Origin of the sequence: Ralstonia sp. 22111, from assembly GCF_052045895.1 — a bacterium.
GTDB classification, from domain to species: domain Bacteria; phylum Pseudomonadota; class Gammaproteobacteria; order Burkholderiales; family Burkholderiaceae; genus Ralstonia; species Ralstonia wenshanensis.
This window is the reverse complement of record NZ_JBQEPR010000014.1, coordinates 50,875-70,989: the sequence shown is the minus strand read 5'-3', so window position 1 is coordinate 70,989 and position 20,115 is coordinate 50,875. Positions and strand designations below refer to the sequence as shown.

The window sequence follows — 20,115 nt, the reverse complement described above, 5'->3', positions numbered from 1 at the left end:
TCGCATGGTTCCCTTCCCGACACCCAACCGCCGCCGCGTCTACCTGATGCGTCATGGCGCGGTCACCTACTTCGACGACACCGGCCGCCCCGTTCCCTCACCTGAGGCCGTACCACTGAACGAACTCGGCCGCAGCCAAGCCACCGCAGCCGGCAAGATCTTCGCCGCCGAGAACATCGTCTTCGACCGCGTCATCGTCAGCGGCTTGCCGCGCACGGTCGAAACCGCACAGCGCGTGCTGGCCGAGATGCCCGCGATGCAGGAACGCGGCATCGCGCTTGAAGAATGGCCCGAGCTGCAGGAAATCCGCGGCGGCAAGCTGGCGGAGATTCCCGAGCACGAACTCGCGCAAGCCTTCATCGGCGCGTTTGAAGGCACGGTGGCCGAAGACCGGCGCTTCCTCAATGGCGAGAGCATCGGCGAATTTCTTGACCGCGTGATTCCGCCAATCGCCCAGCTGCGCGCGCAAACCGACTGGGACACCGTGCTGCTGGTGCTGCATGGCGGCACCAACCGCGCGATCCTTTCGCACGCCATCACCGGCGGGGAGCGCGTGTTCTTCGGCAGCCTCGCGCAGACCGCCGGCTGCATCAACGTACTCGATGTGGCCGATACCCCGACCGACTGGGTGGTGCGCATGAGCAATTTCTCGGCGCCCTCGCCCGCGCATGTCGGCTCGCGCCTGACGACGATGGAAGTGCTGCTGCAGCAGTACCTTCGCCATCGCCAACCGACCTGAACTTTCCTCGATACACAACAAGATTCGGAGACACACCCATGGCACAGACGGACCAGCAGGATTTCTCGGCCTTCGAGGGCACGCGCCCGGTAGCGGATCAGCAAAAGTTCGACATCGGCGCGCTCGAGGCGTGGATGCGCGAACACGTTGAAGGCTTTGCAGGCCCGCTCACGGTGGAGCAGTTCAAGGGCGGTCAGTCGAACCCGACGTTCAAGCTGATCACGCCGTCGCGCACCTACGTAATGCGCGCCAAGCCCGGCCCGAAGGCGAAGCTGCTGCCGTCCGCACACGCCATCGAACGCGAATACCGGGTGATGGATGCACTGGCGAAAACCGACGTCCCGGTCGCGAAAATGGTCGCACTGTGCGAAGACGAAGCCGTGATCGGCCGCGCCTTCTACATCATGGAATTCGTGCAGGGCCGCGTGCTGTGGGATCAGGCGCTGCCTGGCATGGAGCCTGCCGAGCGCACTGCCATCTATGACGAAATGAACCGCGTCATCTCTGCATTGCACACGGTCGACTACGCAGCCATCGGCCTGGCCGACTACGGCAAACCCGGCAACTATTTCGCGCGCCAGATCGAGCGCTGGAGCAAGCAGTACAAGCTGTCGGAAACCGAGTCGATTCCGGCCATGGACAACCTGATCGAATGGCTGCCCAAGCACGTGCCGCAGGAAGCCGAAGAAATCACCAGCATCGTTCACGGCGACTACCGGCTCGACAACCTGATCTTCCACCCGACCGAGCCACGTGTGCTCGCCATCCTGGATTGGGAGCTGTCGACGCTCGGCCACCCGCTCGCCGATTTCAGCTACCACTGCATGAGCTGGCACATCGAGCCGGGGCAGTTCCGCGGCGTCGCGGGTCTGGACTTTGCCGCACTCGGCATCCCCACAGAAGCCGAGTACATCCGCCAATACGAAGAACGCACCGGCCGCCGCATCACGGGCGACTGGAACTTCTACCTTGCCTACAACATGTTCCGCATTGCCGGCATCCTGCAGGGGATCATGAAGCGCGTGGTGGATGGCACGGCGTCTTCGGCGCAGGCTCTGGAGGCAGGCAAACGCGCCCGCCCGATGGCCGAACTGGGCTGGAAATACGCCCAGCAGGCAGGCGCCTGACGCTGCGGCATTACTCGTACTCGCGCGCTGCGTCCAGCGGACCGGACATTGGCGCCTCCAGCTCCAGCACCACCCCGCCCGGCAACTGCACGAAGATCTGTGCGGCAGGCCGCGCGGGGTGTTTTCTTACCTGGTGCGGCACGCCGCTTTCGCGCACGGCGGCCAGCACATCGGCCGCGTCCTTCCCGGTGCGAAACGCGATATGCGAGAACACCAGTTCCGGCGTGTCGCCCTCCTGCGTCACGAGGTGGACCAGCGCATCGTCGTTCTGGTACAGCCACGTGCCGGGAAACGGGAACGCCGGACGCGGCCCCGGTTTCCAGCCCAGCACATCGGCGAAGAATTTCAGGATGGGCGCATCTCCTGCCACGTGAAAGTTCACGTGGTCGAAGGTCCAATCGCTGTCAGGTGTCATAGCAAACCGCCTCCTTCAATGTCGATGATGGCGCCGGTCATGAAACCGTTGGTCATGGCCAGCAGGTAGCCTTGGGCGAGGTCTTCCGGCGTGCCGACACGGCCGACCGGCAAGCCGCTGCCGATGCGCGCGAGCATGGCCTGCCGATCGGCTGGCGCGCCCCACACTTCCGTATCGACCACGCCAGGGCTGATCACGTTGACACGGCGCGGTGCGAGTTCCTTCGCCAGATTCTTGGCGGCGGCTTCCACTGCAGCATTGATCGAGCCACGCAGCAAGCCGGTCGCGGTCGCCTTGCGAGAAAGCAGGCCAGAGGTGAGCGTAATCGATGCGCGTTCGGCCAGGTGCGGTAATGCGGCCTGCACCGCCATCAGCGCGGCAAACAACTTGGTGCCGAAGGCCTGCTCAAGGTCGGCACGCTGCAGCGAAGCAAACGGCGGCGGGCTCGTGCGCGAACCGATGGTGATGACAAGGTGATCGATCTTGCCGCTGGGCGACAACTGGGCCGCCTGCGCCAGCGCGCCCGCCAGCGATGCCGTGTCGTTCGCATCAACGGCAATGCCATGCACACCGTCCGCCGCTTTGGCCGAGCGCCCCAGCACCGTCACGCGCGCGCCCTCGGCTGCCGCCGCGCGTGCCACCGCCTGGCCAATACCGGCCGTGCCGCCCAACACCACCACCGACTTGTCCTGCAGAGTTTTTGAAGTCATGCCAATGCTCCTTTGAGAAGAGAAAGAAAAAACCGTCAATCGATTGGGGCCATTCTTTCATCAAACAAAAGCAAGATAATCTGGCTATGCTTTGATGATTCTCCAAATCTGCTTTGACAATGATCGCCCTCGACGACCTCCGCCTGCTGGTGCGCATTGCTGATGCCGGCAACCTTTCCGCCGCTGCGCGCCAGCTCGGCTGGCTGCCCGCCACCGCCAGCGCGGCGCTCAAGCGCGTGGAGACCGAACTCGGCGCACGCCTGTTCGAGCGCACCACGCGCAGCATGCGGCCGACCGAAGCCGGTCAGCGCTATCTGGGGTATGCAAGACAGGCGCTTGAGGCGCTGGACGAAGGTGCAGAAAGCCTGGGGCAGGATCGCACCGAGCTGTCTGGCCCCATCCGCATTGCAGCCACATCAGACCTGGGGCGACACATCTTGCGCCCATGGCTCGACGCGTTCTGCGATGAGCACCCCGGCGTGCGCATCACGCTGGTGCTCGGTGACCGCCTTGCCGATCTGATGCGCGAAGACCTCGACTTCGCGCTGCGCTACGGGCATCTGCAGGATTCGGCGCTCGTGCGGCGGCCGTTGGCGTCGCATCCACGCGTGATCGTGGGTGCGCCGTCGTACTTCAAGCAGCATGGCCGGCCCGCACACCCGAGCGACCTCGCCGACCACCGCTGCCTGATTCTGCTGCGCAACGGCGAGCCCGTCACGCGCTGGCAACTCACGCACGCCAGCGGCCCTGCCCCGATCGACGTGCGCGGTGATTTCCAATGCGACGACGGCGCCGTGGTGCGCGACTGGGCGATCGCCGGGCGCGGCCTGGCCTTCAAGTCGTGGCTGGATGTCGCGCAAGACGTAAGCGCCGGCCGGCTGGAGGTGGCATTGCCGGCATGGAGCCATGCACCCACGCCGCTGCAGCTTGTCGCCCTTGCGCGCCGCCATCGACCAGCACGGCTGACGGCCTGCGCAGACTTTCTTGCCGCGCGCTTCGCGGAGTTCAGCGCGCGTTACCCGTTCTCGTCGGCAACGGCGGCAACGACATCGCCCAAATTGGTCAAGTCGACCAAATCGACCAAAGCCAAATCGGCCGTCGCCGCGAATACGTAGGCGTGCTTGTTGGTTGTAGCGGCGGCGCTGATTGCGTCCGCCTTGGCGTTCGTCACTGCCCGTCGGCGAATGCCGCCACGGCGTCGTCCAGGGCCACCTCTGCCATCGCGGCGAATACGTGGTCCCGCAGCCAGCGGCTGGCGGCATCCTGGTCGCTGTTGGTGTGCCAGTACAGGTACAGCTCAAGCGGCTGCACGTTGAACGGCAGCGGCAACATCACGTTGCCATACGGTTCATTGGCGATGCGCGCATAGCGGATCGGCAACGTGGCGAGCAGGTCCGTGCAGCTCACCACGCGGCAGGCGGCCGGGTAATGCTGGCAACGCAGTCGCACGCGCCGCTCATGGCCGAGCCGGCGCAGTTCCACATCTTCCAGCCCCGCCCCGCGGCGCCGGGACGACACATGCACGTGCTCGCACGCCAGATAGCGCTCCAGCGTCAACGGCGCGTTTGCAATGGGGTGGCCCGGGCGCGCCAGCACCACCATCGGGTCGGTCAGCAGCGGCGCATGCCGAATGGCCGGAGATGCCGGCAGCAGAATGTCCGCAGCCGCATCAATGGTGCCTGCCAGCAACTCGGTTTCGAGCTGGCGGCGGTCTCCGCGCACGGTCGTCACGTCGATGCGCGGCGCTTCCTTGGCGATGGCCGCCATGAGCGGCGGCAGCAACGTGGCTTCCAGCGCATCGCGCATCGACAACGTGAAGCGGCGCTCGCTCGTGGCGGGGTCGAAGCGCGTGCCTTCGCGCAACGTGCGCTCGAAGCCCTGCAGTGCGCTGCGCACCTCGGCGATGAGCGTGCGCGCCAGCGGCGTCGGCACCATGCCTTGCCCACGGCGCTCGAACAGCGGGTCGTCAAACAGCTCGCGCAACCGCCCGAGCGCGTGGCTCACGGCGGGTTGCGTCAGGTTGAGCGTGCGCGCGGCCGCCGTGATCCCACCTTCCGTATAGATGGCGTCGAAGACGACAAACAGGTTCAGGTCGACCCGGGATATATGCATGGTATTGATGGACCGTAATCTACTAAATTCATTTCTCTTATTGTAGGCGAAGGCTTATTCTGCGGACACCACTTGGGAGTTGCGCCACGCGCCATGACCACATCCCCCGATCTCGCCGTTCCCCCGGGCTTTGTTCTGCTGAACAAGCCGAGCCCTTTCCTGACGATGCTGGGGCCGGTGTATGCCAAGGGGATGGGCGCGTCGATGGCGATGGGGTTCCACGTGCAGCATCACCACCTGAATCGACGCGGCATCCTGCACGGTGGCGTGGTGGCATCGCTGGCAGATGCGGCGCTCGGTTATTGCCTGGCCGAGCCCGGCGAAGGCACCGGCGGCGCGCTGGCCATGTCGACCGCCAGCCTGACGGTGGATTTCATCGCCTCTGCCGGAGAAGGCGACTGGATTGAGATCACCCCGGAGGGATTGCGCACGGGCAGCAGGCTGGCCTTTGCGCAGGCGCTCTTCCATCGCGGCGACCGGTTGATTGCGCGCGCGAGTGCCGTATTTGCCGTGCTCGGCGGACGTATTTGACGGATGGCCGAGCCGGTCTGAACTGAGTTGATGGTTGCCCGTTCGAGGCGCTTGTTCGATGTACTGAGGAGACACCATGAATTTCGATTACACGCCCAAGGTCAAGGAAATGCAGGCACGCCTGCTCGAATTCTTCGACCAGCACATCTACCCGAACGAGCACCGCTTCCACGAGGAAATCGAAGCCAACCGCCGTGCCGGCAACGCGTGGATTCCCACCAAGGTCATCGAAGAACTCAAACCGCTGGCGCGCAAGGCCGGGCTGTGGAACCTGTTCCTGCCGCGTTCGCCGCGCGCGCCCGAAGGGCTGTCGAACCTCGAATACGCACCGCTGTGCGAGATCATGGGCCGCGTGCCCTGGGCACCGGAAGTGTTCAACTGCTCCGCGCCCGACACCGGCAACATGGAAACGCTGGAGCGCTACGCTTCTGAAGAGCTGAAAGACCGCTGGCTGGAGCCGCTGCTGCGCGGTGAGATCCGCTCTGCCTTCCTGATGACCGAGCCGGCCGTGGCCTCGTCGGACGCCACCAACATCGAATGCCGCATCGAGCGTCAGGGCGACGAATACGTCATCAACGGCCGCAAGTGGTGGTCGTCGGGCGCTGGCGACCCGCGCTGCGCCGTCTACATCGTCATGGGCAAGACCAACCCCGATGCCGGCCGCCACGAGCAGCAATCGATGATCGTGGTGCCGGCCAATGCGCCGGGCATCACCGTCATGCGTCCGCTGTCGGTGTTCGGTTACGACGATGCGCCGCACGGCCACATGGAAGTCGACCTCAAAAACGTGCGCGTGCCGGTGGGCAACATCCTGCTGGGCGAAGGCCGCGGCTTCGAGATCGCGCAGGGCCGCCTCGGCCCGGGCCGTATCCACCACTGCATGCGCAGCATCGGCGTGGCCGAGCGCGCGCTGGAGCTGATGTGCAAGCGACTGTCGTCGCGCGTTGCGTTCGGCAAGGCCATCGCGCAGCACAGCGTCTGGCACGAGCGCATTGCCGAAGCCCGCTGCATGATCGAGCAGGCCCGCCTGCTGACGCTCAAAGCCGCGTACATGATGGACACCGTCGGCAACAAGGTCGCCAAGGCCGAGATCGCGATGATCAAGGTCGTGGCCCCGAACATCGCCTGCCAGATCGTCGACTGGGCGATCCAGGCACACGGCGGCGGCGGCGTGTCGGGTGATTTCCCGCTGGCGTCGGCCTACGCGCACCAGCGCACGCTGCGCCTGGCCGACGGCCCGGACGAAGTGCACCGCGCGGCCATCGCCAAGCTGGAGCTGGCCAAGCACCTGCACAAGCTCGCCGATGTGGCAGACATGCCAGTCACGCGCGGCGCATGACGCTGGCTACAACGATCACTCCTTGCCCCCGCGTTAAGCGGGGTTTTTTTTGCCCGCGCGGGCCGTCAGCGCGTTTTGACGTTCTGTGCTTGAATGACCGGCTCTCCCCTCTTTCCTGCTCAGGAGCACGCAAGTCATGATCGACGTCTATAGCTGGGCCACGCCCAACGGGCACAAGGTGCACATCATGCTGGAAGAATGCGGGCTGCCCTACCGCGTTCACGCCATCAACATCGGCGCAGGCGACCAGTTCAAACCCGACTTCCTCAAGATCAGCCCTAACAACAAAATCCCGGCCATCGTCGACCCCGACGGCCCGGACGGCAAACCCATCTCGCTGTTCGAATCGGGCGCGATCCTGCTGTACCTCGCCGGCAAGACGGGCAAGTTCATGCCCGACGACGTGCGCGGCAAATACGAAGTACTGCAATGGGTGATGTTCCAGATGGGCGGCGTCGGGCCGATGCTCGGCCAGGCGCACCACTTCCGCATCTACGCGCCCGAGAAGATCGAATACGCCATCAACCGCTACACGAACGAAGCCAAGCGCCTGTACGGCGTGATCGACAAGCGCCTGTCCGAATCGAAGTTCCTCGGTGGCGCGGACTACTCCATCGCTGACATTGCGACGTGGCCGTGGCTGCGCAGCTGGAGGAACCAGGGGATCGAGCTGTCGGATTACCCCAAGCTGCAGCGCTGGTTTGAGGCCATTGAAGAACGCCCGGCGGTGCAGCGCGCGGTGAAGGTGCTGGCCAAGGAACGGCCGGCTGTGCAGGACGACAAGGCGAAGGAAATTCTCTTCGGCGCGACACAGTACGAGCGGCGCTGATTGCGCGTCTTCGCACCGGGGAACAGGCCGCGTGATGCGGCCTTTTTCCTTTGGAAGCCCTCGTTGCCGGATAGCAGCGGATTCCTGCCGCTATGCCGCCCGGGTGCCTGGGCAGCGCAAAGCGTTCAGCCTAGAGCCAAGCGCGATGCATCAGCAGGCGCCTTCCACCACCATCTTTCCGCCGGCCGTACCGGCATCGAGCATGCGATGCGCGCTCTGGATGTCGTCAAAGGCAAACACCTGCGCCGGCCTGGCGCGCAGCACGCCGGCCTCGACCAGATCGACGATGCGTTGGAACGGAATGTCCGTGAGCGGGTACTCCGGCGTGCCATAGACGAACGCGCTGCCGAAGAAACTCAGGTGCCGCCCGCTGGGCAGATGCTGTAGCGGATCAAACTGTTCGATCGGCGCATGCCCACCGAGAAAGCCGGCCACGCAGACGCGCCCGCCGCGACGGGTCAGCCGCAGCGACTCCAGCACGGTGCCGGTGCCGACCAGGTCCAGCACGGCATCGATGCCGGTTGGTGCTAGTTCGCGCAGCGCGTCGCCCACGCCGTCTCCCTCGACCAGGACGACATCCGCACCGTTCTCCTTGGCAACGGATGCCCGGCCCGCGTGGCGCACGGTCGCCACCACGCGAGCCTGTGTGTATGCCGCCAGGTTGAGAGCCGCCAAGCCCAGCGCCGAAGTGGCACCACGCACCATGACCGTGTCGCCGCGCCGCAGGGCCAGGTTATCGAACAGGCAGCTCCACGCCGTGGCGTACGACTCGGGAATGGCAGCCAACTCACTCCAGCCAAGCGCGCTGCGGATGGGCACGACATTGACGGCGGGCACGGCCACCAATTCCGCATAGCTCCCGCTGCGCGAACGCCCCATGCCACCCATCAGGGCGAACACACGCTGTCCGGGCTGCAACTTTCCGCTCGGGTCACGCACCACTTCACCAGCACATTCGATGCCGGAAATCGCTGCCACGTCGCCCCAGTGACCTTGCCGGAAGTACTGCTCCGCGCGGTTGATGCCAAACGCCCTGACGCGCACCAGCACCTCGTCTTTGCCGGCAACCGGGTCTGGCACCTCGGTAACGCAAAGCTGCTCCGGCCCGCCGTATTGCTGCCGCACGATCACTTTCATGCCTGCTCCTTTTTTGTATTGGGAGGTGCTAGGCTAGGTTTTCAGGCAGTCAAAAGAAATTGAATAATTCCGCCATTCTTCGTCAATCGAGCTAACAATGGATTTCTCTCTGCACGAACTCGCCTGTCTTGAAGCGGTGGTTACCGAAGGCAGCTTCCAGGCGGCTGCGGACAAGCTGCATCGCACGCATTCGGCCGTGCATGCTGCCATCAAGCAACTGGAGCAACGGCTGGGCGTGCCCCTGCTTGACCGCAGTGAATACCGTGTGAGGCTCACAGCAGCAGGCGAAGCGTTCCGCCATCAATCGGCCGCCGTGCTCCGCCAAGCCGCGGCGCTGGATACGTTGTGCCGGCAGCTGAGCCAAGGCGAAGAGACAGACTTGCGCGTGATTGTGGGAGACCTCACTCCGACGGCCGAGACGCTCCGGCGTCTGAAGCGCTTCTTCAACGCATGGCCGCAAACGCGGCTGCACCTGCATTTCGAAGTGATCGGCGGCCCCTGGGAGCGCCTGCTTGCCGAAGAGGCCGACCTGATCATTCACCACGTGGACAAAAGCGACCCACGCTTCGAGTGGACAGACCTCACGAAGGTGGTGCTCGTGCCAGTGGCTGCACCCGGCTACGTGACCGCGCCTTCCATGCGCAACCTCACACCCGAGCAGATGCAGGCCTATGTTCAGGTGGTGATTCGTGATACGGCACAACAGCCGCAGCGTGACTACTTTGTCATCAAGGACGCGCCCAACTGGACGGTCGCTGACCAGCACACCAAGAAGGAGTTGATCGTGCAGGGCATGGGTTGGGGCCACATGCCGTTGCACCTGATCGAAAAGGAGCTGCGCAGCGGCAAGCTCGTGTCATTGGAGGGTAGACACTTCAAGCGATCCAAACTCGACATTGTTGCCGCGCGATTGCGTGCGCGCCCCGTCGGGCCGGTGGCGCAGGCGCTCTGGCACACCCTGACAGAAGACGCCTGAACGCCCTACCGAGGCAACGCAAAGCACTGCACATCCGGCGCGGTGTAGACCGTCGGATACGGCGCCCGCGGCCCGGTCTGCAACCGCAGCGGCTGCGTGGCCAGCACCTCGGCTTCGTTACGCTCGCGCACCGTCAGGGGTTCCGGCGGCGGACTGGGCAGATGCACCGGTTGATTCACCGCACACCGCACGGGTTTCCCATCGGCCAGCCGCACATCCATCGTGTAATACGGCCCGACGATGGTGGGCGCGCAGGCAACTGCACCCAAGACCGCCGTCGTCAGCACTGCAGCATGGATCGTCTTCATCACCCGCCTCCGCTCCACACGCGTCAGTATTTTTGACTCAGTGCGGCCCCCGCGAGTGCCGCTCCTTCAGGCAGCCGCCGTCAGCATCCCCTGCTTCTCAATGAAGCGGATCACCTCATCCAACCCACCCTGCGCCCGCAGATTGCACATCACGAACGGTCGGTCGCCGCGCATCTTGCGCGTGTCGCTCTCCATCACCTCCAGCGACGCTCCGACATACGGCGCCAGGTCCGTCTTGTTGATGATGAGCAGGTCCGACTTGGTGATGCCCGGGCCGCCCTTGCGGGGGATCTTCTCGCCGCCCGCCACATCGATCACGTAAATCGTCAGGTCCGACAGCTCGGGGCTGAACGTAGCCGCGAGGTTGTCACCGCCCGACTCGATGAAGACCACATCCGCATCCGGAAATTTGGAGAGCATGCGGTCGACCGCTTCGAGGTTGATCGACGCATCTTCGCGGATGGCGGTGTGCGGGCAGCCCCCCGTCTCGACACCCATGATGCGTTCAGCAGGCAGCGCGCCGGAGATGGTCAGCAGGCGCTGATCTTCCTTCGTGTAGATGTCGTTGGTGATCGCCACGAGGTCGTAACGCTCGCGCATGGCCTTGCAGAGCATTTCGAGCAGCGTGGTCTTGCCGGAGCCCACGGGGCCGCCCACGCCAACGCGCAGGGCAGGAAGTTTCTTGGTTCGCATGATGATCAGGTTCAGGATCGAAAGAGTCGTGAGTATTGCGTTTCATGCCGGGCAGACAACACGCCCAGCCCAGGCGAAAACGTAGACAGTTCAGGTGGATGACAGGCCGCACGGCGCGTAGCCTCTTCCACCGCACGCGCCACCGCGGCGTGCAGGCCAAAGAGAATGCGTTGCCCCGCAGCCTGCCCCAGCGGCACGGCCTTCACTGCCGCCGCCATCTGGTTTTCCACCCACGCAAAGCAGTACGCCGTCACGCCGTCGTGCGGGTCGACACTCAGCGCGGCAGCCGCAGCGGCAAAGGCCGTTGGAAACGTCACTGAAGCGCGCGCGGCCAATGCGCTGCGCAGTGCGTCGTCGCCCCACCCCATCTGCTGGATGAGGCGATTGAGCGACCAGCCCATCTGAGACGTTTCGAGCCGCAGCTCGCGCGTCTCGCGGGTGGCAAGGAACCACGCATCGCGCTCGGCCACGGCATCGAAGCGGCCTGCCTGCCAGTCGGCAAACTGCAGCAGCCACAGGGGCGCCTCGCACGCGGCGAGCACGTCGAGCCCCTCGGCAATCCACGCCGCAGCCGACGCTTCATCCACCACGTGCCGCACGTCTACCGCTGCCTCCAGGCCCTGCGAATAGCTGAACGCGCCCACCGGCAGCGCCGGCGACGCGAGATGCAGCAAGGCAGTGAGCTGCGCGGCGTTAGTCATGGTGATGGTGGTGATGGCCGCAGCCGGGCCCGTGGACATGGCCGTCGTCGTGACCGTGACCGTGGTCGTGCCCATGCGCGTGATCGTGGCTATGCGCGTGCCCATGGTCATGATCATGCGAGTGACCGTGATCTTGCCCGTGATGCTCGTGGTACAGCGCCTGCGCGGCTGCGTAGTCCTCTTCGAACGTCGCATCGTGGCCGTGACGATGGCCGCCACCATAGGCGCCCGCCTCGGGCTCGAACGGTGCTTCCACATGCGCGACGGTCACGCCCAGGCGGACCAGCATGTCTTCGAGCACCGGATCGGCTTCGAGCTGCAGCGCATCGGCACTGACCTGTACGGGCGTGTGGCGATTGCCGAGGTGGTAGGCAGCGCGCATCAGCGCAAGTCGGTTGTCGCTGCTGACGCGCAGGACCTGCTCCGGCGCGGCCAGCACTTCCACCAGCGTGCCGTCTTCAGCGACCAGCACATCGCCACCGCGCATGACGGTACCGCGCGGCAGCACGACGGCCACTTCACGGCCATCGTCGACGGTGGCACGCAGGCGGCTGCGGCTGCGCTGCAGGAATGGCAGCACCAGCTTGGGCGCGCGCTTGACCAGCACGGAGGCCAGGCCATGTGGTGCGGGGAGGTGTTTGTTGATGGAAAGCATCTTTAAGACCTAATTCGTCATCCAACTATGAAGCTCGAAGTTCTGAACTCCACGCGCTGAGTTCTGAACTGCAAGCATCGAGTTCTGAACTCCAAGCGTCGAGTTCTGAACTGCAAGCACCGGGTTCGGAACTTCAAGCGTGGCGTTCGAAACTCCAAATGTCGGGTTCTGAACTTCAAACGTTGAGTTCGGAACCTCAAGCGTCGCGTTCTGAACTCCAAGCGTTGAGTTCTAAGACGCCACGCATCGGGTTCGGAACTTCAAGTGTCGAGTTCTGATCTCCAAGCGTGGAGTTTTGATCTCTGCGCGGCAGCGCATCCCTTATTTCACCCCCTGCCGGGGGCGACTCACTTTCTTTGTCTTGCCAAAGAAAGTAAGCAAAGAAAGGCGCGCCCGAGACGGCGACCCCTTCCTTGAATTTTCGTAACCGGGCGGAGACGGGAAAAACTCGCTTCGCTCAGACAGTTTCCCGTCTTTTTTCCGCCCGCTTACGGAAATTCAAGGCGCCATCTAGGGCAGGGGTAAAGCACACACTCTTCTGCCTGCGCGCTACTTCGTTGTCCGATCAGAACCGTCGCACGCGCTTGCTCTTGCTCTTGCTCTTGCTCTTGCTCTTGCTCTTGCTCTTGCTCTTGCTCTTGCTCTTGCTCTTGCTCTTGCACTCGCCGAGCCCCGGCGCCCACCTCAGTTCCCCGCCGGTGTGGCCGTTGACTTACCTGCCCTAGATGGCGCCTTGAATTTCTGTAAGCGGGCGGAAAAAGGAAGGAGGCCTGTCTGAGCGCAGCGAGTTTGCCTCCTTCCCCGCCCGGTTACAGAAATTCAAGGGGAAGTCGCCATCTCGGGCGCGCCTTTCTTTTGCCTACTTTTCTTTGGCAAGACAAAGAAAAGTAGGTCGTGCCCGGCAGGGTACGAAAAAGGGATGCACCACAAGAGCCCATCCCAAAACTCAAAACAAAAAGTACCTCTGCGCCATCGGCAACACCTCCGCCGGCTCACAAGTCAGCACCGTCCCATCCGCCACCACCTGATACGTCTCCGGGTCAACAGAAATATCCGGCCGCCAGTCGTTATGAATCATGTCCGCCTTGCTCACACTACGCGTGCCCTTGACCACCGCCGTGGTCTTGGCCAACCCATACTGCTCCGCCACGCCGGCAGCAGCAGCGGACTGCGACAGGAACGTCAATGAAGTGCGCCCCAGCGCCCCACCCGCCGATCCAAACATCGGCCGATAGTGCACCGGCTGCGGCGTCGGGATCGACGCATTCGCATCGCCCATCGCCGCAGAAGCAATCATCCCGCCCTTCAGGATCAGGCTCGGCTTCACGCCAAAGAACGCGGGCTTCCACAATACGAGGTCAGCCCACTTGCCGACTTCAACCGAGCCCACTTCGTGCGCAATGCCGTGCGTGAGCGCGGGGTTGATCGTGTACTTGGCCACGTAGCGCTTCACGCGGAAGTTGTCATGCCCGCCGCGCGCGTCGTTCGGGTCACCGGCGAGCTTGCCGCGCTGCACCTTCATCTTGTGTGCGGTCTGCCACGTACGCAGTACGACTTCGCCCACGCGGCCCATGGCTTGCGAATCGCTGGAGATCATCGAGAACGCACCCAGGTCGTGCAGGATGTCTTCGGCGGCAATGGTCTCGCGGCGGATGCGGCTTTCGGCAAAGGCGATGTCTTCGGCAATGGACGCATCCAGGTGATGGCACACCATCAGCATGTCGAGGTGCTCGTCCAGCGTGTTGACGGTGAACGGCCGCGTCGGGTTGGTGGACGAAGGCAGCACGTTTGATTCACCGCACACACGGATGATGTCGGGTGCATGCCCGCCGCCCGCGCCTTCGGTGTGATACGTGTGGATCGTGCGGCCCTTGAATGCGGCGACGGTGGCCTCGACAAAGCCCGATTCGTTCAACGTATCGGTGTGGATGGCGACCTGCGTGTCGGTGTCGTCGGCCACACCCAGGCAGCAATCGATGGCGGCGGGCGTGGAGCCCCAGTCTTCGTGCAGCTTCAGGCCGATGGCGCCTGCGTCGATCTGCTCGCGCAGCGCGCCGGGCAGGCTGCCGTTGCCCTTGCCCAGGAAGCCGATGTTCATCGGATACGCATCAGCGGCCTGCAGCATGCGCTGCATGTACCACGGGCCCGGCGTGCAGGTGGTGGCGTAGGTGCCGGTGGCGGGGCCGGTGCCGCCACCGATCATCGTCGTCACGCCGCTGTTGAGCGCTTCGTCGATCTGCTGCGGGCAGATGAAGTGGATGTGCGAGTCGACTCCGCCGGCGGTGACGATCATGCCCTCGCCCGCGATGATCTCCGTGCCGGGGCCGATGACGATGGTCACGCCGGGCTGGATGTCGGGGTTGCCCGCCTTGCCGATCGCCGAGATGCGGCCGTGCTTCAGGCCGATGTCGGCCTTGACGATGCCCCAGTGGTCGATGATCAGCGCGTTGGTGATGACGGTGTCGGCACAGTCTTTCGACTCGCGCTGGCTCTGGCCCATGCCGTCGCGGATGACCTTGCCGCCGCCGAATTTCACTTCTTCGCCGTAGATGGTGAAGTCGCGTTCGACTTCGACGATGAGGTCGGTGTCGGCCAGGCGGACGCGGTCGCCCGTGGTGGGGCCGAACATTTCCGCGTAGGCGCGGCGATCGATCTTGAGTGTCATGTCCGTTCCTTCTGCGTCAACTTCACAGCTTGCCCATCACGCGGCCTGCAAAGCCGTAGACCACGCGGTCACCGGCCAGCGCCACGAGTTCGACCGTGCGCTCCTGCCCCGGCTCGAAGCGCACGGCGGTGCCGGCGGCGATGTTCAGCCGATAGCCGCGCGCAGCTTCGCGGTCAAAGCGCAGCGCGTCATTCACTTCATAGAAGTGGTAATGCGAGCCGATCTGCACGGGGCGATCACCGGTGTTGGCCACCGTGACCGTGACCGTCGCGCGGCCTGCATTGAGTTCGAGATCGCCGTCTTGCGGCAGGAGTTCTCCGGGGATCATCTCGCGCCCCTTCAGACGGCCGCCGCCAGCAGGCCGGCACCGTACAGCGCCACGCCCACACCCGACAGCCGCGCCAGCCATGCCAGACGCGGCTTCAGCGCAAAGCCCGCGCCGATACCGGCGGTATGCAGCAACGCAGTCGCCACGGCAAAGCCGCCCACGAAGGTCGGGAACATGGCCTGCGCGCCTGCGGGGAATTCCGTGCCGTGTGCATAGCCGTGGAACAGCGCGAACGTGCCGCACAGCAACGCACCACCCCATGCCGGCAGTTGGGCGCGAGCGGCAATCAGCAGGCCGAACACGAGCAGCGACGCAGCGATCATCGGCTCCGCCATCGGCACCGCCACGCCACCCGCGCCGAGCAGCGCGCCCAGGATCATCAGCGCAACAAAGGCGACCGGCGCCCACAGCGCATCACGCACCGAGCGCGAGGCCAGTGCGCTCCACACGCCCACGGCCACCATCGCCAGCAGATGGTCTGCGCCCGTGAGCGGATGCAGGAACCCGGCAAGCAGGCTGCCCTCAGCGGTGTGGCCCGGATGCCCCGGGTGGGCAAACGCGATGGACGCGCCAAACGTGAGCGCAATGGCCGCAGCGGGCCGGACGAAGCGAGACAGGGTAGGCGTCATGGCAGGGCTCGTAGTGGTGGGTGGCGTACGGGCTTCAAATTTCAAAATTCAAAATTCAAACGATCGGGTGGTGGACGGTGACGAGCTTCGTGCCGTCCGGAAACGTGGCTTCGACCTGGATGTCGGGAATCATCTCGGCCACGCCGTCCATCACGTCATTGCGGGTGAGGAGCGTGGTGCCGTAGTGCATCAGCTCGGCGACGGTCTTGCCGTCACGCGCGCCTTCCATGATGGCCGCGCTGATGAAGGCAACGGCTTCCGGGTAGTTGAGCTTGAGGCCGCGGCCCTTGCGGCGCTCGGCCAGCAAGGCGGCGGTGAAGATCAGCAGCTTGTCTTTTTCGCGCGGGGTCAGTTCCACGAGGGGCTCTCTTCGGTGAGGGTCAATTCAATTCAGTTCAGATCGGGCGATGCGAGGTCACGTCGCCATCATGTCGCCGTCATGTGGCCGTCATGTCGCCCATAGGCGCAGCGGACGGCCCGCCACGCCATGCATCGGTTCACGCAGTGCCAGCCACGTTTGGGCCAACAAGGCGCGCGCATCTTCGGGCCGACGTGCGAGCACGCGCAGCAACAAAACGTTTGGCAGGCCAGGCGCATCTTGCGTGAGGCAGGTGACGCCGGCGCGCAGGTCGTCGTTGTACGGCAGGTGCTCGGCCATCGATTCGGCCAGGGCTTCGGTGGCGCCCTCGCCCACGGCCCACAGCGTGCCGACGACGTGGAAGCCGGCCATGCCCGTCGTCGCATTCAGCATGGGTGATTGCGCATCGAACGCAGCCGACTCGATCCATAGCGGCTGGCCGTTGCAACGCAATGCGGTGCGCATGGCGATGCGGCCTTCGTCCCACGATTCGCCAGCGGCATGGCGGCCGAGCATGGTGGTGTCCCAGCCGATGGCGGTGGCACCGGGGGCCAGATCGAGAGTCAGGTCGATGATCGGGCAGGCCTGGTTGAAGACGATGTTCTCTTGCGGCAGCCAGTCGAGCCGCGCGCCGGCCTCCGCCCGGATGGCAACGCGCTGCGTGGCCGTGCGGCCGAGCGACTTGTACCACTTGGTGGCGCCGGGCGTGGTCAGCACGGCATGCGCATCGGCGCCGAGTTCGATGTCGATATCGAGCACGTCGCCGCCTGCAATGCCTGCGGGCGGATGCAGCATGACGGCATGGCAGACACCCTCACCTTCCGGATACAGGGCCTTCTGCACCCGCAGCGGCCCCTGATGCCGGCACGTCGCCAGCACGGAGCGCTCACCGCGCCGCGCAAACGCCAAGTGCAATGAGGCTTCCCAGGATGCAAATGCGGAGGCCTGCGGCGGAACAGGAAAATCGGGATGGCGCATCGGTCATGCAAACGGGAGGCGTCCCACATGAAACGCGGCTGTGCGCTTCAGACCGGACCCCGCCCTAAGCAAACGGAAAGATTTTCCATCATAGCCAGATGCCGCCCATTTGGCACCCGACTTTTTCACACGACACCTGTGCGTCAAACCGCCACCAGATCGCGTACGCCATCGGCCTCCATGTTGGCGCCGTCGCCCTGGGCGATCACCTCGCCACGGCTCATGACGACGTAGCGGTCGGCAATGCTGCGGGCAAAGTCGTAGTACTGCTCGACCAGCAGCACCGACATGCCAAACTCATCCACCAGCCGGCGCAGGGTGCGGCCGATCTCTTGGATGATCGACGGCTGAATGCCTTCGGTCGGCTCGTCCAGGATCAGCAGGCGCGGTTCGCTCATCAGTGCGCGGCCAATGGCAAGTTGCTGCTGCTGACCGCCCGACAGATCACCGCCGCGTCGCCCCTTCATCTCCTTGAGCACCGGAAACAATTCATAGATGGAATCGGGCACCTTGGAGGGCGCACGCTTGGCGGCGGCACCAATCAGCAGGTTCTCTTCCACCGTCAGGCGCGGGAAGATCTCGCGCCCCTGTGGCACATAGGCAAGCCCCTGCGAGACACGCTCGTACGCGGGCAGCTTCTGGATGGTGCGCCCTTCCCAATCGATCGCACCGCTGGCGGCGGGCACCACGCCCATCAGGCATTTGAGCAACGTCGTCTTGCCGACACCGTTGCGGCCAAGCAGCGTGGTCAGCTTGCCCGTGGGGACGTCAAAGCTGACGTTGCGCAGGATGTGGCTGCCGCCGTAGTACTGGTTCAGTTGTTGGACCTGCAACATCGCGTTCTTTCCTTTTGCCTTGAGGAAGCTCTAGCGCCCCAGATAGGATTCGATCACCCGCTCATCGCGCTTGACGGCGTCGAGCGTGCCTTCGGCCAGGACGCTGCCTTCGGCCAGCACGGTCACGCGCCCTTCCGCCCCCGCCAGCGCGGCGACGAACTCCATATCGTGCTCCACAACCATGATCGAACACGTGCCGCGCAGGCCGTTGAGCAACGTTGCGAGCTGCATCGTCTCTTCATCCGTCATGCCGGCAACAGGCTCATCGAGCAGCAGCAGTTGCGGCTGCTGCATCAACAGCATGCCGATCTCAAGCCGCTGTTTCTGCCCGTGCGAGAGCAGCCCAGCGGGCCGATAGGCTTCCGCTTCCAGGTGGATGCGGCCGAGCGTTTCTTCGATGCGCTGGCGGCCGTCGTTGAGCAGACGCGCGCGCAGCGACACCCACCAGCGCTTGTCGGCCTTCATCGCCAGTTCCAGGTTTTCCCACACGGTGTGCTGCTCGAACACGGTCGGTTTCTGGAACTTGCGGCCGATGCCGATCTGCGCGATGCGCGGTTCGGTCAGGCGCAGCAGGTCGATGGTCTGGCCGAGGAACACGCGGCCCGTCACGTCGGCGTTGCGCGGCCCCGTCTTGCCGGTGATCACGTCCATCATCGTGGTCTTGCCCGCGCCGTTGGGGCCGATGATGCAGCGCAGCTCACCATGGTCGATCGACAGCGTGAGCGCGTTCAGCGCACGAAAGCCGCCGAAGCGCACCGTCACGTCTTCGAGATACAGGATGGCGCCGTGCGAGACGTCGATGGTGTCGGGCTCGACCAGGTGGCCCATGCCGGTGGCGGTGCCAGTCTCCGCGCGGTCGGGGAGTTCGGTGAACGTGCTCATGCGTGGTCTCCGGTCACGGTCGCGGCTTCGGGTGCCTTGGCTTGCGTGGGCACCCGCTTCTTTATGCGCAGCTTGCCCATCAGACCCAGCACACCGTTCGGCAGATACAGCGTCACCAGCACGAAGATCGCACCGAGCACGAACAGCCAGTATTCCGGCACCCATGCGGTGAGCAACGTCTTGGCCCCGTTGACGAGGAAGGCGCCGATGATCGGGCCGATCAATGTGCCGCGCCCGCCAACGGCCACCCACACGGCCATCTCGATGGAGTTGCCCGGCGACATCTCGCCCGGGTTGATGATGCCGACCTGCGGCACGTAGAGCGCCCCGGCAATACCGCACAGCACAGCCGAAAACGTCCACACGAACAGCTTGTACCCGAGCGGGTTGTAGCCGGAGAACATCACGCGGGCCTCGGCATCGCGGATGGCCGTGACTACGCGGCCGAACTTGGACGTAACGATGGCGCGGCAGGCGATGAACGCCAGAACCAGCGCCACGAACGTTGCGACGAACAGCACGGTGCGCGTGGGCAATGCGGAGATCGGGAAGCCGAGGATGCGCTTGAAGTCAGTAAAGCCGTTGTTGCCGCCAAAGCCCGTTTCGTTACGGAAAAACAGCAGCATGGCCGCATACGTCATCGCCTGCGTGATGATCGACAGGTACACGCCTTTGACGCGTGAGCGGAAGGCAAAGAAGCCAAACAGCCACGCCAGCACGCCGGGCACCAGGATCACCAGCAGCATCGCCCACGCGAAGTGCTCGGTGCCGTGCCAGAACCACGGCAGCTCTTTCCAGTCGAGGAAGACCATGAAGTCGGGCAGATCGCTCTTGTACACGCCTTCTCGGCCGATGGAGCGCATCAGGTACATGCCCATGGCGTAGCCGCCCAGCGCAAAGAACACGCCGTGGCCGAGGCTGAGGATGCCGCAGTAGCCCCACACCAGATCGAGTGCCAGCGCGGCCAGGGCGTAACACATGATCTTGCCGATGAGCGTGAGCGCATACGCCGACAGATGCAGCAGGCTGCCTTCCGGCACAAGAAGCGCGCACACCGGCGCACCAATGCACACGATGAGCGACACGAGCACCAGCGCAGACCACCCGCGCCGCGACAGCAGCGGCATGCGCGCCGGAATATCGAGAGAGAACTTGGTTGTCGTCATA

Annotated in this window: 23 protein-coding genes; 7 read left to right on the top strand and 16 right to left on the bottom strand. The window is 64.4% G+C overall.

Going from position 1 to position 20,115, the window contains the following annotated elements:
- The first annotated feature begins 4 nt into the window (after nucleotides 1-4).
- Both ACTJK4_RS24580 and ACTJK4_RS24575 read left to right on the top strand, forming a co-directional pair.
- Nucleotides 5-739: a histidine phosphatase family protein gene (locus tag ACTJK4_RS24580; RefSeq protein ID WP_440819162.1), complete on the top strand. Its 735-nt coding sequence runs from the start codon at nucleotides 5-7 to the stop codon at nucleotides 737-739.
- 38 nt (nucleotides 740-777) lie between these two features.
- Nucleotides 778-1,866, top strand: a complete 1,089-nt coding sequence (locus ACTJK4_RS24575) for a phosphotransferase (protein ID WP_440819161.1) — start codon at nucleotides 778-780, stop codon at nucleotides 1,864-1,866.
- A 10-nt stretch (nucleotides 1,867-1,876) separates the two neighbouring features.
- On the opposite strand, the gene ACTJK4_RS24570 is transcribed toward ACTJK4_RS24575, so the two are convergent.
- Complete coding sequence (locus tag ACTJK4_RS24570; RefSeq protein WP_252691194.1) at nucleotides 1,877-2,281, bottom strand: glyoxalase; 405 nt, start codon at nucleotides 2,279-2,281, stop codon at nucleotides 1,877-1,879.
- The gene (locus ACTJK4_RS24565) at nucleotides 2,278-2,991 is read right to left on the bottom strand and encodes an SDR family oxidoreductase (RefSeq protein WP_440819160.1); all 714 of its coding nucleotides are present in this window, start codon (nucleotides 2,989-2,991) and stop codon (nucleotides 2,278-2,280) included. Before ACTJK4_RS24565 ends, ACTJK4_RS24570 begins: the two co-directional genes overlap by 4 nt.
- A 119-nt stretch (nucleotides 2,992-3,110) precedes the next feature.
- Between ACTJK4_RS24565 and ACTJK4_RS24560 the strand changes: the two genes are divergently transcribed.
- The gene (locus ACTJK4_RS24560; protein WP_440819159.1) at nucleotides 3,111-4,106 is read left to right on the top strand and encodes a LysR family transcriptional regulator; all 996 of its coding nucleotides are present in this window, start codon (nucleotides 3,111-3,113) and stop codon (nucleotides 4,104-4,106) included.
- Nucleotides 4,107-4,158: 52 nt separating this feature from the next.
- Here ACTJK4_RS24560 and ACTJK4_RS24555 read toward each other — a convergent pair whose 3' ends face one another.
- Nucleotides 4,159-5,103, bottom strand: a complete 945-nt coding sequence (locus ACTJK4_RS24555; RefSeq protein ID WP_440819158.1) for a LysR family transcriptional regulator — start codon at nucleotides 5,101-5,103, stop codon at nucleotides 4,159-4,161.
- A 93-nt stretch (nucleotides 5,104-5,196) separates the two neighbouring features.
- On the opposite strand from ACTJK4_RS24555, the gene ACTJK4_RS24550 reads away from it, so the two are divergent.
- The 3 genes from ACTJK4_RS24550 (at nucleotide 5,197) to ACTJK4_RS24540 (ending at nucleotide 7,802) form a co-directional block, all read left to right on the top strand.
- Nucleotides 5,197-5,634, top strand: coding sequence for a PaaI family thioesterase (locus ACTJK4_RS24550; protein ID WP_440819157.1), 438 nt, complete (start codon nucleotides 5,197-5,199; stop codon nucleotides 5,632-5,634).
- Between the two features lie 76 nt (nucleotides 5,635-5,710).
- Nucleotides 5,711-6,973 (top strand): acyl-CoA dehydrogenase family protein, encoded by a 1,263-nt coding sequence (locus ACTJK4_RS24545; RefSeq protein WP_440819156.1) that lies wholly within the window; start codon nucleotides 5,711-5,713, stop codon nucleotides 6,971-6,973.
- Nucleotides 6,974-7,109: 136 nt separating this feature from the next.
- A complete protein-coding gene (locus ACTJK4_RS24540) occupies nucleotides 7,110-7,802 on the top strand; it encodes a glutathione S-transferase N-terminal domain-containing protein (RefSeq protein ID WP_440819155.1) in 693 nt (230 codons plus the stop codon).
- A 150-nt stretch (nucleotides 7,803-7,952) separates the two neighbouring features.
- Here the strand turns inward: ACTJK4_RS24540 and ACTJK4_RS24535 are convergent, their stop codons facing one another.
- Nucleotides 7,953-8,939: a zinc-binding dehydrogenase gene (locus tag ACTJK4_RS24535; protein WP_440819154.1), complete on the bottom strand. Its 987-nt coding sequence runs from the start codon at nucleotides 8,937-8,939 to the stop codon at nucleotides 7,953-7,955.
- 97 nt (nucleotides 8,940-9,036) lie between these two features.
- On the opposite strand from ACTJK4_RS24535, the gene ACTJK4_RS24530 reads away from it, so the two are divergent.
- Entirely contained in the window at nucleotides 9,037-9,915 is an 879-nt protein-coding gene (locus tag ACTJK4_RS24530; RefSeq protein WP_316879025.1) for a LysR family transcriptional regulator, read from the top strand.
- 5 nt (nucleotides 9,916-9,920) lie between these two features.
- On the opposite strand, the gene ACTJK4_RS24525 is transcribed toward ACTJK4_RS24530, so the two are convergent.
- From ACTJK4_RS24525 to urtC, 12 genes are all read right to left on the bottom strand, one after another.
- Nucleotides 9,921-10,223 (bottom strand): hypothetical protein, encoded by a 303-nt coding sequence (locus ACTJK4_RS24525; RefSeq protein WP_232040440.1) that lies wholly within the window; start codon nucleotides 10,221-10,223, stop codon nucleotides 9,921-9,923.
- 66 nt (nucleotides 10,224-10,289) lie between these two features.
- A complete protein-coding gene (ureG, locus tag ACTJK4_RS24520; RefSeq protein ID WP_009241038.1) occupies nucleotides 10,290-10,916 on the bottom strand; it encodes an urease accessory protein UreG in 627 nt (208 codons plus the stop codon).
- Nucleotides 10,917-10,927: 11 nt separating this feature from the next.
- Nucleotides 10,928-11,617 (bottom strand): urease accessory protein UreF, encoded by a 690-nt coding sequence (locus tag ACTJK4_RS24515; protein WP_440819173.1) that lies wholly within the window; start codon nucleotides 11,615-11,617, stop codon nucleotides 10,928-10,930.
- On the bottom strand, nucleotides 11,610-12,272 hold the full coding sequence (ureE, locus tag ACTJK4_RS24510) for an urease accessory protein UreE (RefSeq protein ID WP_440819153.1): 663 nt from the start codon (nucleotides 12,270-12,272) through the stop codon (nucleotides 11,610-11,612). The genes ACTJK4_RS24515 and ureE overlap by 8 nt, the downstream gene beginning before the upstream one ends.
- A 946-nt stretch (nucleotides 12,273-13,218) precedes the next feature.
- On the bottom strand, nucleotides 13,219-14,937 hold the full coding sequence (ureC, locus tag ACTJK4_RS24505; RefSeq protein WP_440819152.1) for an urease subunit alpha: 1,719 nt from the start codon (nucleotides 14,935-14,937) through the stop codon (nucleotides 13,219-13,221).
- A 22-nt stretch (nucleotides 14,938-14,959) separates the two neighbouring features.
- A complete protein-coding gene (locus ACTJK4_RS24500; RefSeq protein ID WP_012762288.1) occupies nucleotides 14,960-15,265 on the bottom strand; it encodes an urease subunit beta in 306 nt (101 codons plus the stop codon).
- Between the two features lie 11 nt (nucleotides 15,266-15,276).
- Nucleotides 15,277-15,894, bottom strand: a complete 618-nt coding sequence (locus ACTJK4_RS24495) for a HupE/UreJ family protein (RefSeq protein WP_316879021.1) — start codon at nucleotides 15,892-15,894, stop codon at nucleotides 15,277-15,279.
- Nucleotides 15,895-15,949: 55 nt separating this feature from the next.
- Entirely contained in the window at nucleotides 15,950-16,252 is a 303-nt protein-coding gene (gene ureA, locus ACTJK4_RS24490) for an urease subunit gamma (protein ID WP_045206205.1), read from the bottom strand.
- A gap of 90 nt (nucleotides 16,253-16,342) precedes the next feature.
- Nucleotides 16,343-17,230 carry an urease accessory protein UreD gene (locus ACTJK4_RS24485; RefSeq protein ID WP_440819151.1) on the bottom strand — a complete coding sequence of 296 codons (888 nt, stop codon included), beginning with the start codon at nucleotides 17,228-17,230 and terminating at the stop codon, nucleotides 16,343-16,345.
- Nucleotides 17,231-17,373: 143 nt separating this feature from the next.
- Nucleotides 17,374-18,066 carry an urea ABC transporter ATP-binding subunit UrtE gene (gene urtE / locus ACTJK4_RS24480; RefSeq protein WP_232040447.1) on the bottom strand — a complete coding sequence of 231 codons (693 nt, stop codon included), beginning with the start codon at nucleotides 18,064-18,066 and terminating at the stop codon, nucleotides 17,374-17,376.
- Nucleotides 18,067-18,096: 30 nt separating this feature from the next.
- Nucleotides 18,097-18,948, bottom strand: coding sequence for an urea ABC transporter ATP-binding protein UrtD (gene urtD, locus ACTJK4_RS24475; RefSeq protein WP_009241045.1), 852 nt, complete (start codon nucleotides 18,946-18,948; stop codon nucleotides 18,097-18,099).
- Nucleotides 18,945-20,114 carry an urea ABC transporter permease subunit UrtC gene (gene urtC, locus ACTJK4_RS24470; protein WP_440819150.1) on the bottom strand — a complete coding sequence of 390 codons (1,170 nt, stop codon included), beginning with the start codon at nucleotides 20,112-20,114 and terminating at the stop codon, nucleotides 18,945-18,947. Before urtC ends, urtD begins: the two co-directional genes overlap by 4 nt.
- Between the last annotated feature and the right edge of the window lies 1 nt (nucleotide 20,115).

Bases quoted from the DNA above. Each gene is read 5' to 3' on its own strand.
- ACTJK4_RS24580 (WP_440819162.1), top strand. From the start codon at position 5: ATGGTTCCCTTCCCGACACCCAACCGCCGCCGCGTCTACCTGATGCGT.
- ACTJK4_RS24575 (WP_440819161.1), top strand. From the start codon at position 778: ATGGCACAGACGGACCAGCAGGATTTCTCGGCCTTCGAGGGCACGCGC.
- ACTJK4_RS24570 (WP_252691194.1), bottom strand. From the start codon at position 2,281: ATGACACCTGACAGCGATTGGACCTTCGACCACGTGAACTTTCACGTG.
- ACTJK4_RS24565 (WP_440819160.1), bottom strand. From the start codon at position 2,991: ATGACTTCAAAAACTCTGCAGGACAAGTCGGTGGTGGTGTTGGGCGGC.
- ACTJK4_RS24560 (WP_440819159.1), top strand. From the start codon at position 3,111: ATGATCGCCCTCGACGACCTCCGCCTGCTGGTGCGCATTGCTGATGCC.
- ACTJK4_RS24555 (WP_440819158.1), bottom strand. From the start codon at position 5,103: ATGCATATATCCCGGGTCGACCTGAACCTGTTTGTCGTCTTCGACGCC.
- ACTJK4_RS24550 (WP_440819157.1), top strand. From the start codon at position 5,197: ATGACCACATCCCCCGATCTCGCCGTTCCCCCGGGCTTTGTTCTGCTG.
- ACTJK4_RS24545 (WP_440819156.1), top strand. From the start codon at position 5,711: ATGAATTTCGATTACACGCCCAAGGTCAAGGAAATGCAGGCACGCCTG.
- ACTJK4_RS24540 (WP_440819155.1), top strand. From the start codon at position 7,110: ATGATCGACGTCTATAGCTGGGCCACGCCCAACGGGCACAAGGTGCAC.
- ACTJK4_RS24535 (WP_440819154.1), bottom strand. From the start codon at position 8,939: ATGAAAGTGATCGTGCGGCAGCAATACGGCGGGCCGGAGCAGCTTTGC.
- ACTJK4_RS24530 (WP_316879025.1), top strand. From the start codon at position 9,037: ATGGATTTCTCTCTGCACGAACTCGCCTGTCTTGAAGCGGTGGTTACC.
- ACTJK4_RS24525 (WP_232040440.1), bottom strand. From the start codon at position 10,223: ATGAAGACGATCCATGCTGCAGTGCTGACGACGGCGGTCTTGGGTGCA.
- ureG (WP_009241038.1), bottom strand. From the start codon at position 10,916: ATGCGAACCAAGAAACTTCCTGCCCTGCGCGTTGGCGTGGGCGGCCCC.
- ACTJK4_RS24515 (WP_440819173.1), bottom strand. From the start codon at position 11,617: ATGACTAACGCCGCGCAGCTCACTGCCTTGCTGCATCTCGCGTCGCCG.
- ureE (WP_440819153.1), bottom strand. From the start codon at position 12,272: ATGCTTTCCATCAACAAACACCTCCCCGCACCACATGGCCTGGCCTCC.
- ureC (WP_440819152.1), bottom strand. From the start codon at position 14,937: ATGACACTCAAGATCGATCGCCGCGCCTACGCGGAAATGTTCGGCCCC.
- ACTJK4_RS24500 (WP_012762288.1), bottom strand. From the start codon at position 15,265: ATGATCCCCGGAGAACTCCTGCCGCAAGACGGCGATCTCGAACTCAAT.
- ACTJK4_RS24495 (WP_316879021.1), bottom strand. From the start codon at position 15,894: ATGACGCCTACCCTGTCTCGCTTCGTCCGGCCCGCTGCGGCCATTGCG.
- ACTJK4_RS24485 (WP_440819151.1), bottom strand. From the start codon at position 17,230: ATGCGCCATCCCGATTTTCCTGTTCCGCCGCAGGCCTCCGCATTTGCA.
- urtE (WP_232040447.1), bottom strand. From the start codon at position 18,066: ATGTTGCAGGTCCAACAACTGAACCAGTACTACGGCGGCAGCCACATC.
- urtD (WP_009241045.1), bottom strand. From the start codon at position 18,948: ATGAGCACGTTCACCGAACTCCCCGACCGCGCGGAGACTGGCACCGCC.
- urtC (WP_440819150.1), bottom strand. From the start codon at position 20,114: ATGACGACAACCAAGTTCTCTCTCGATATTCCGGCGCGCATGCCGCTG.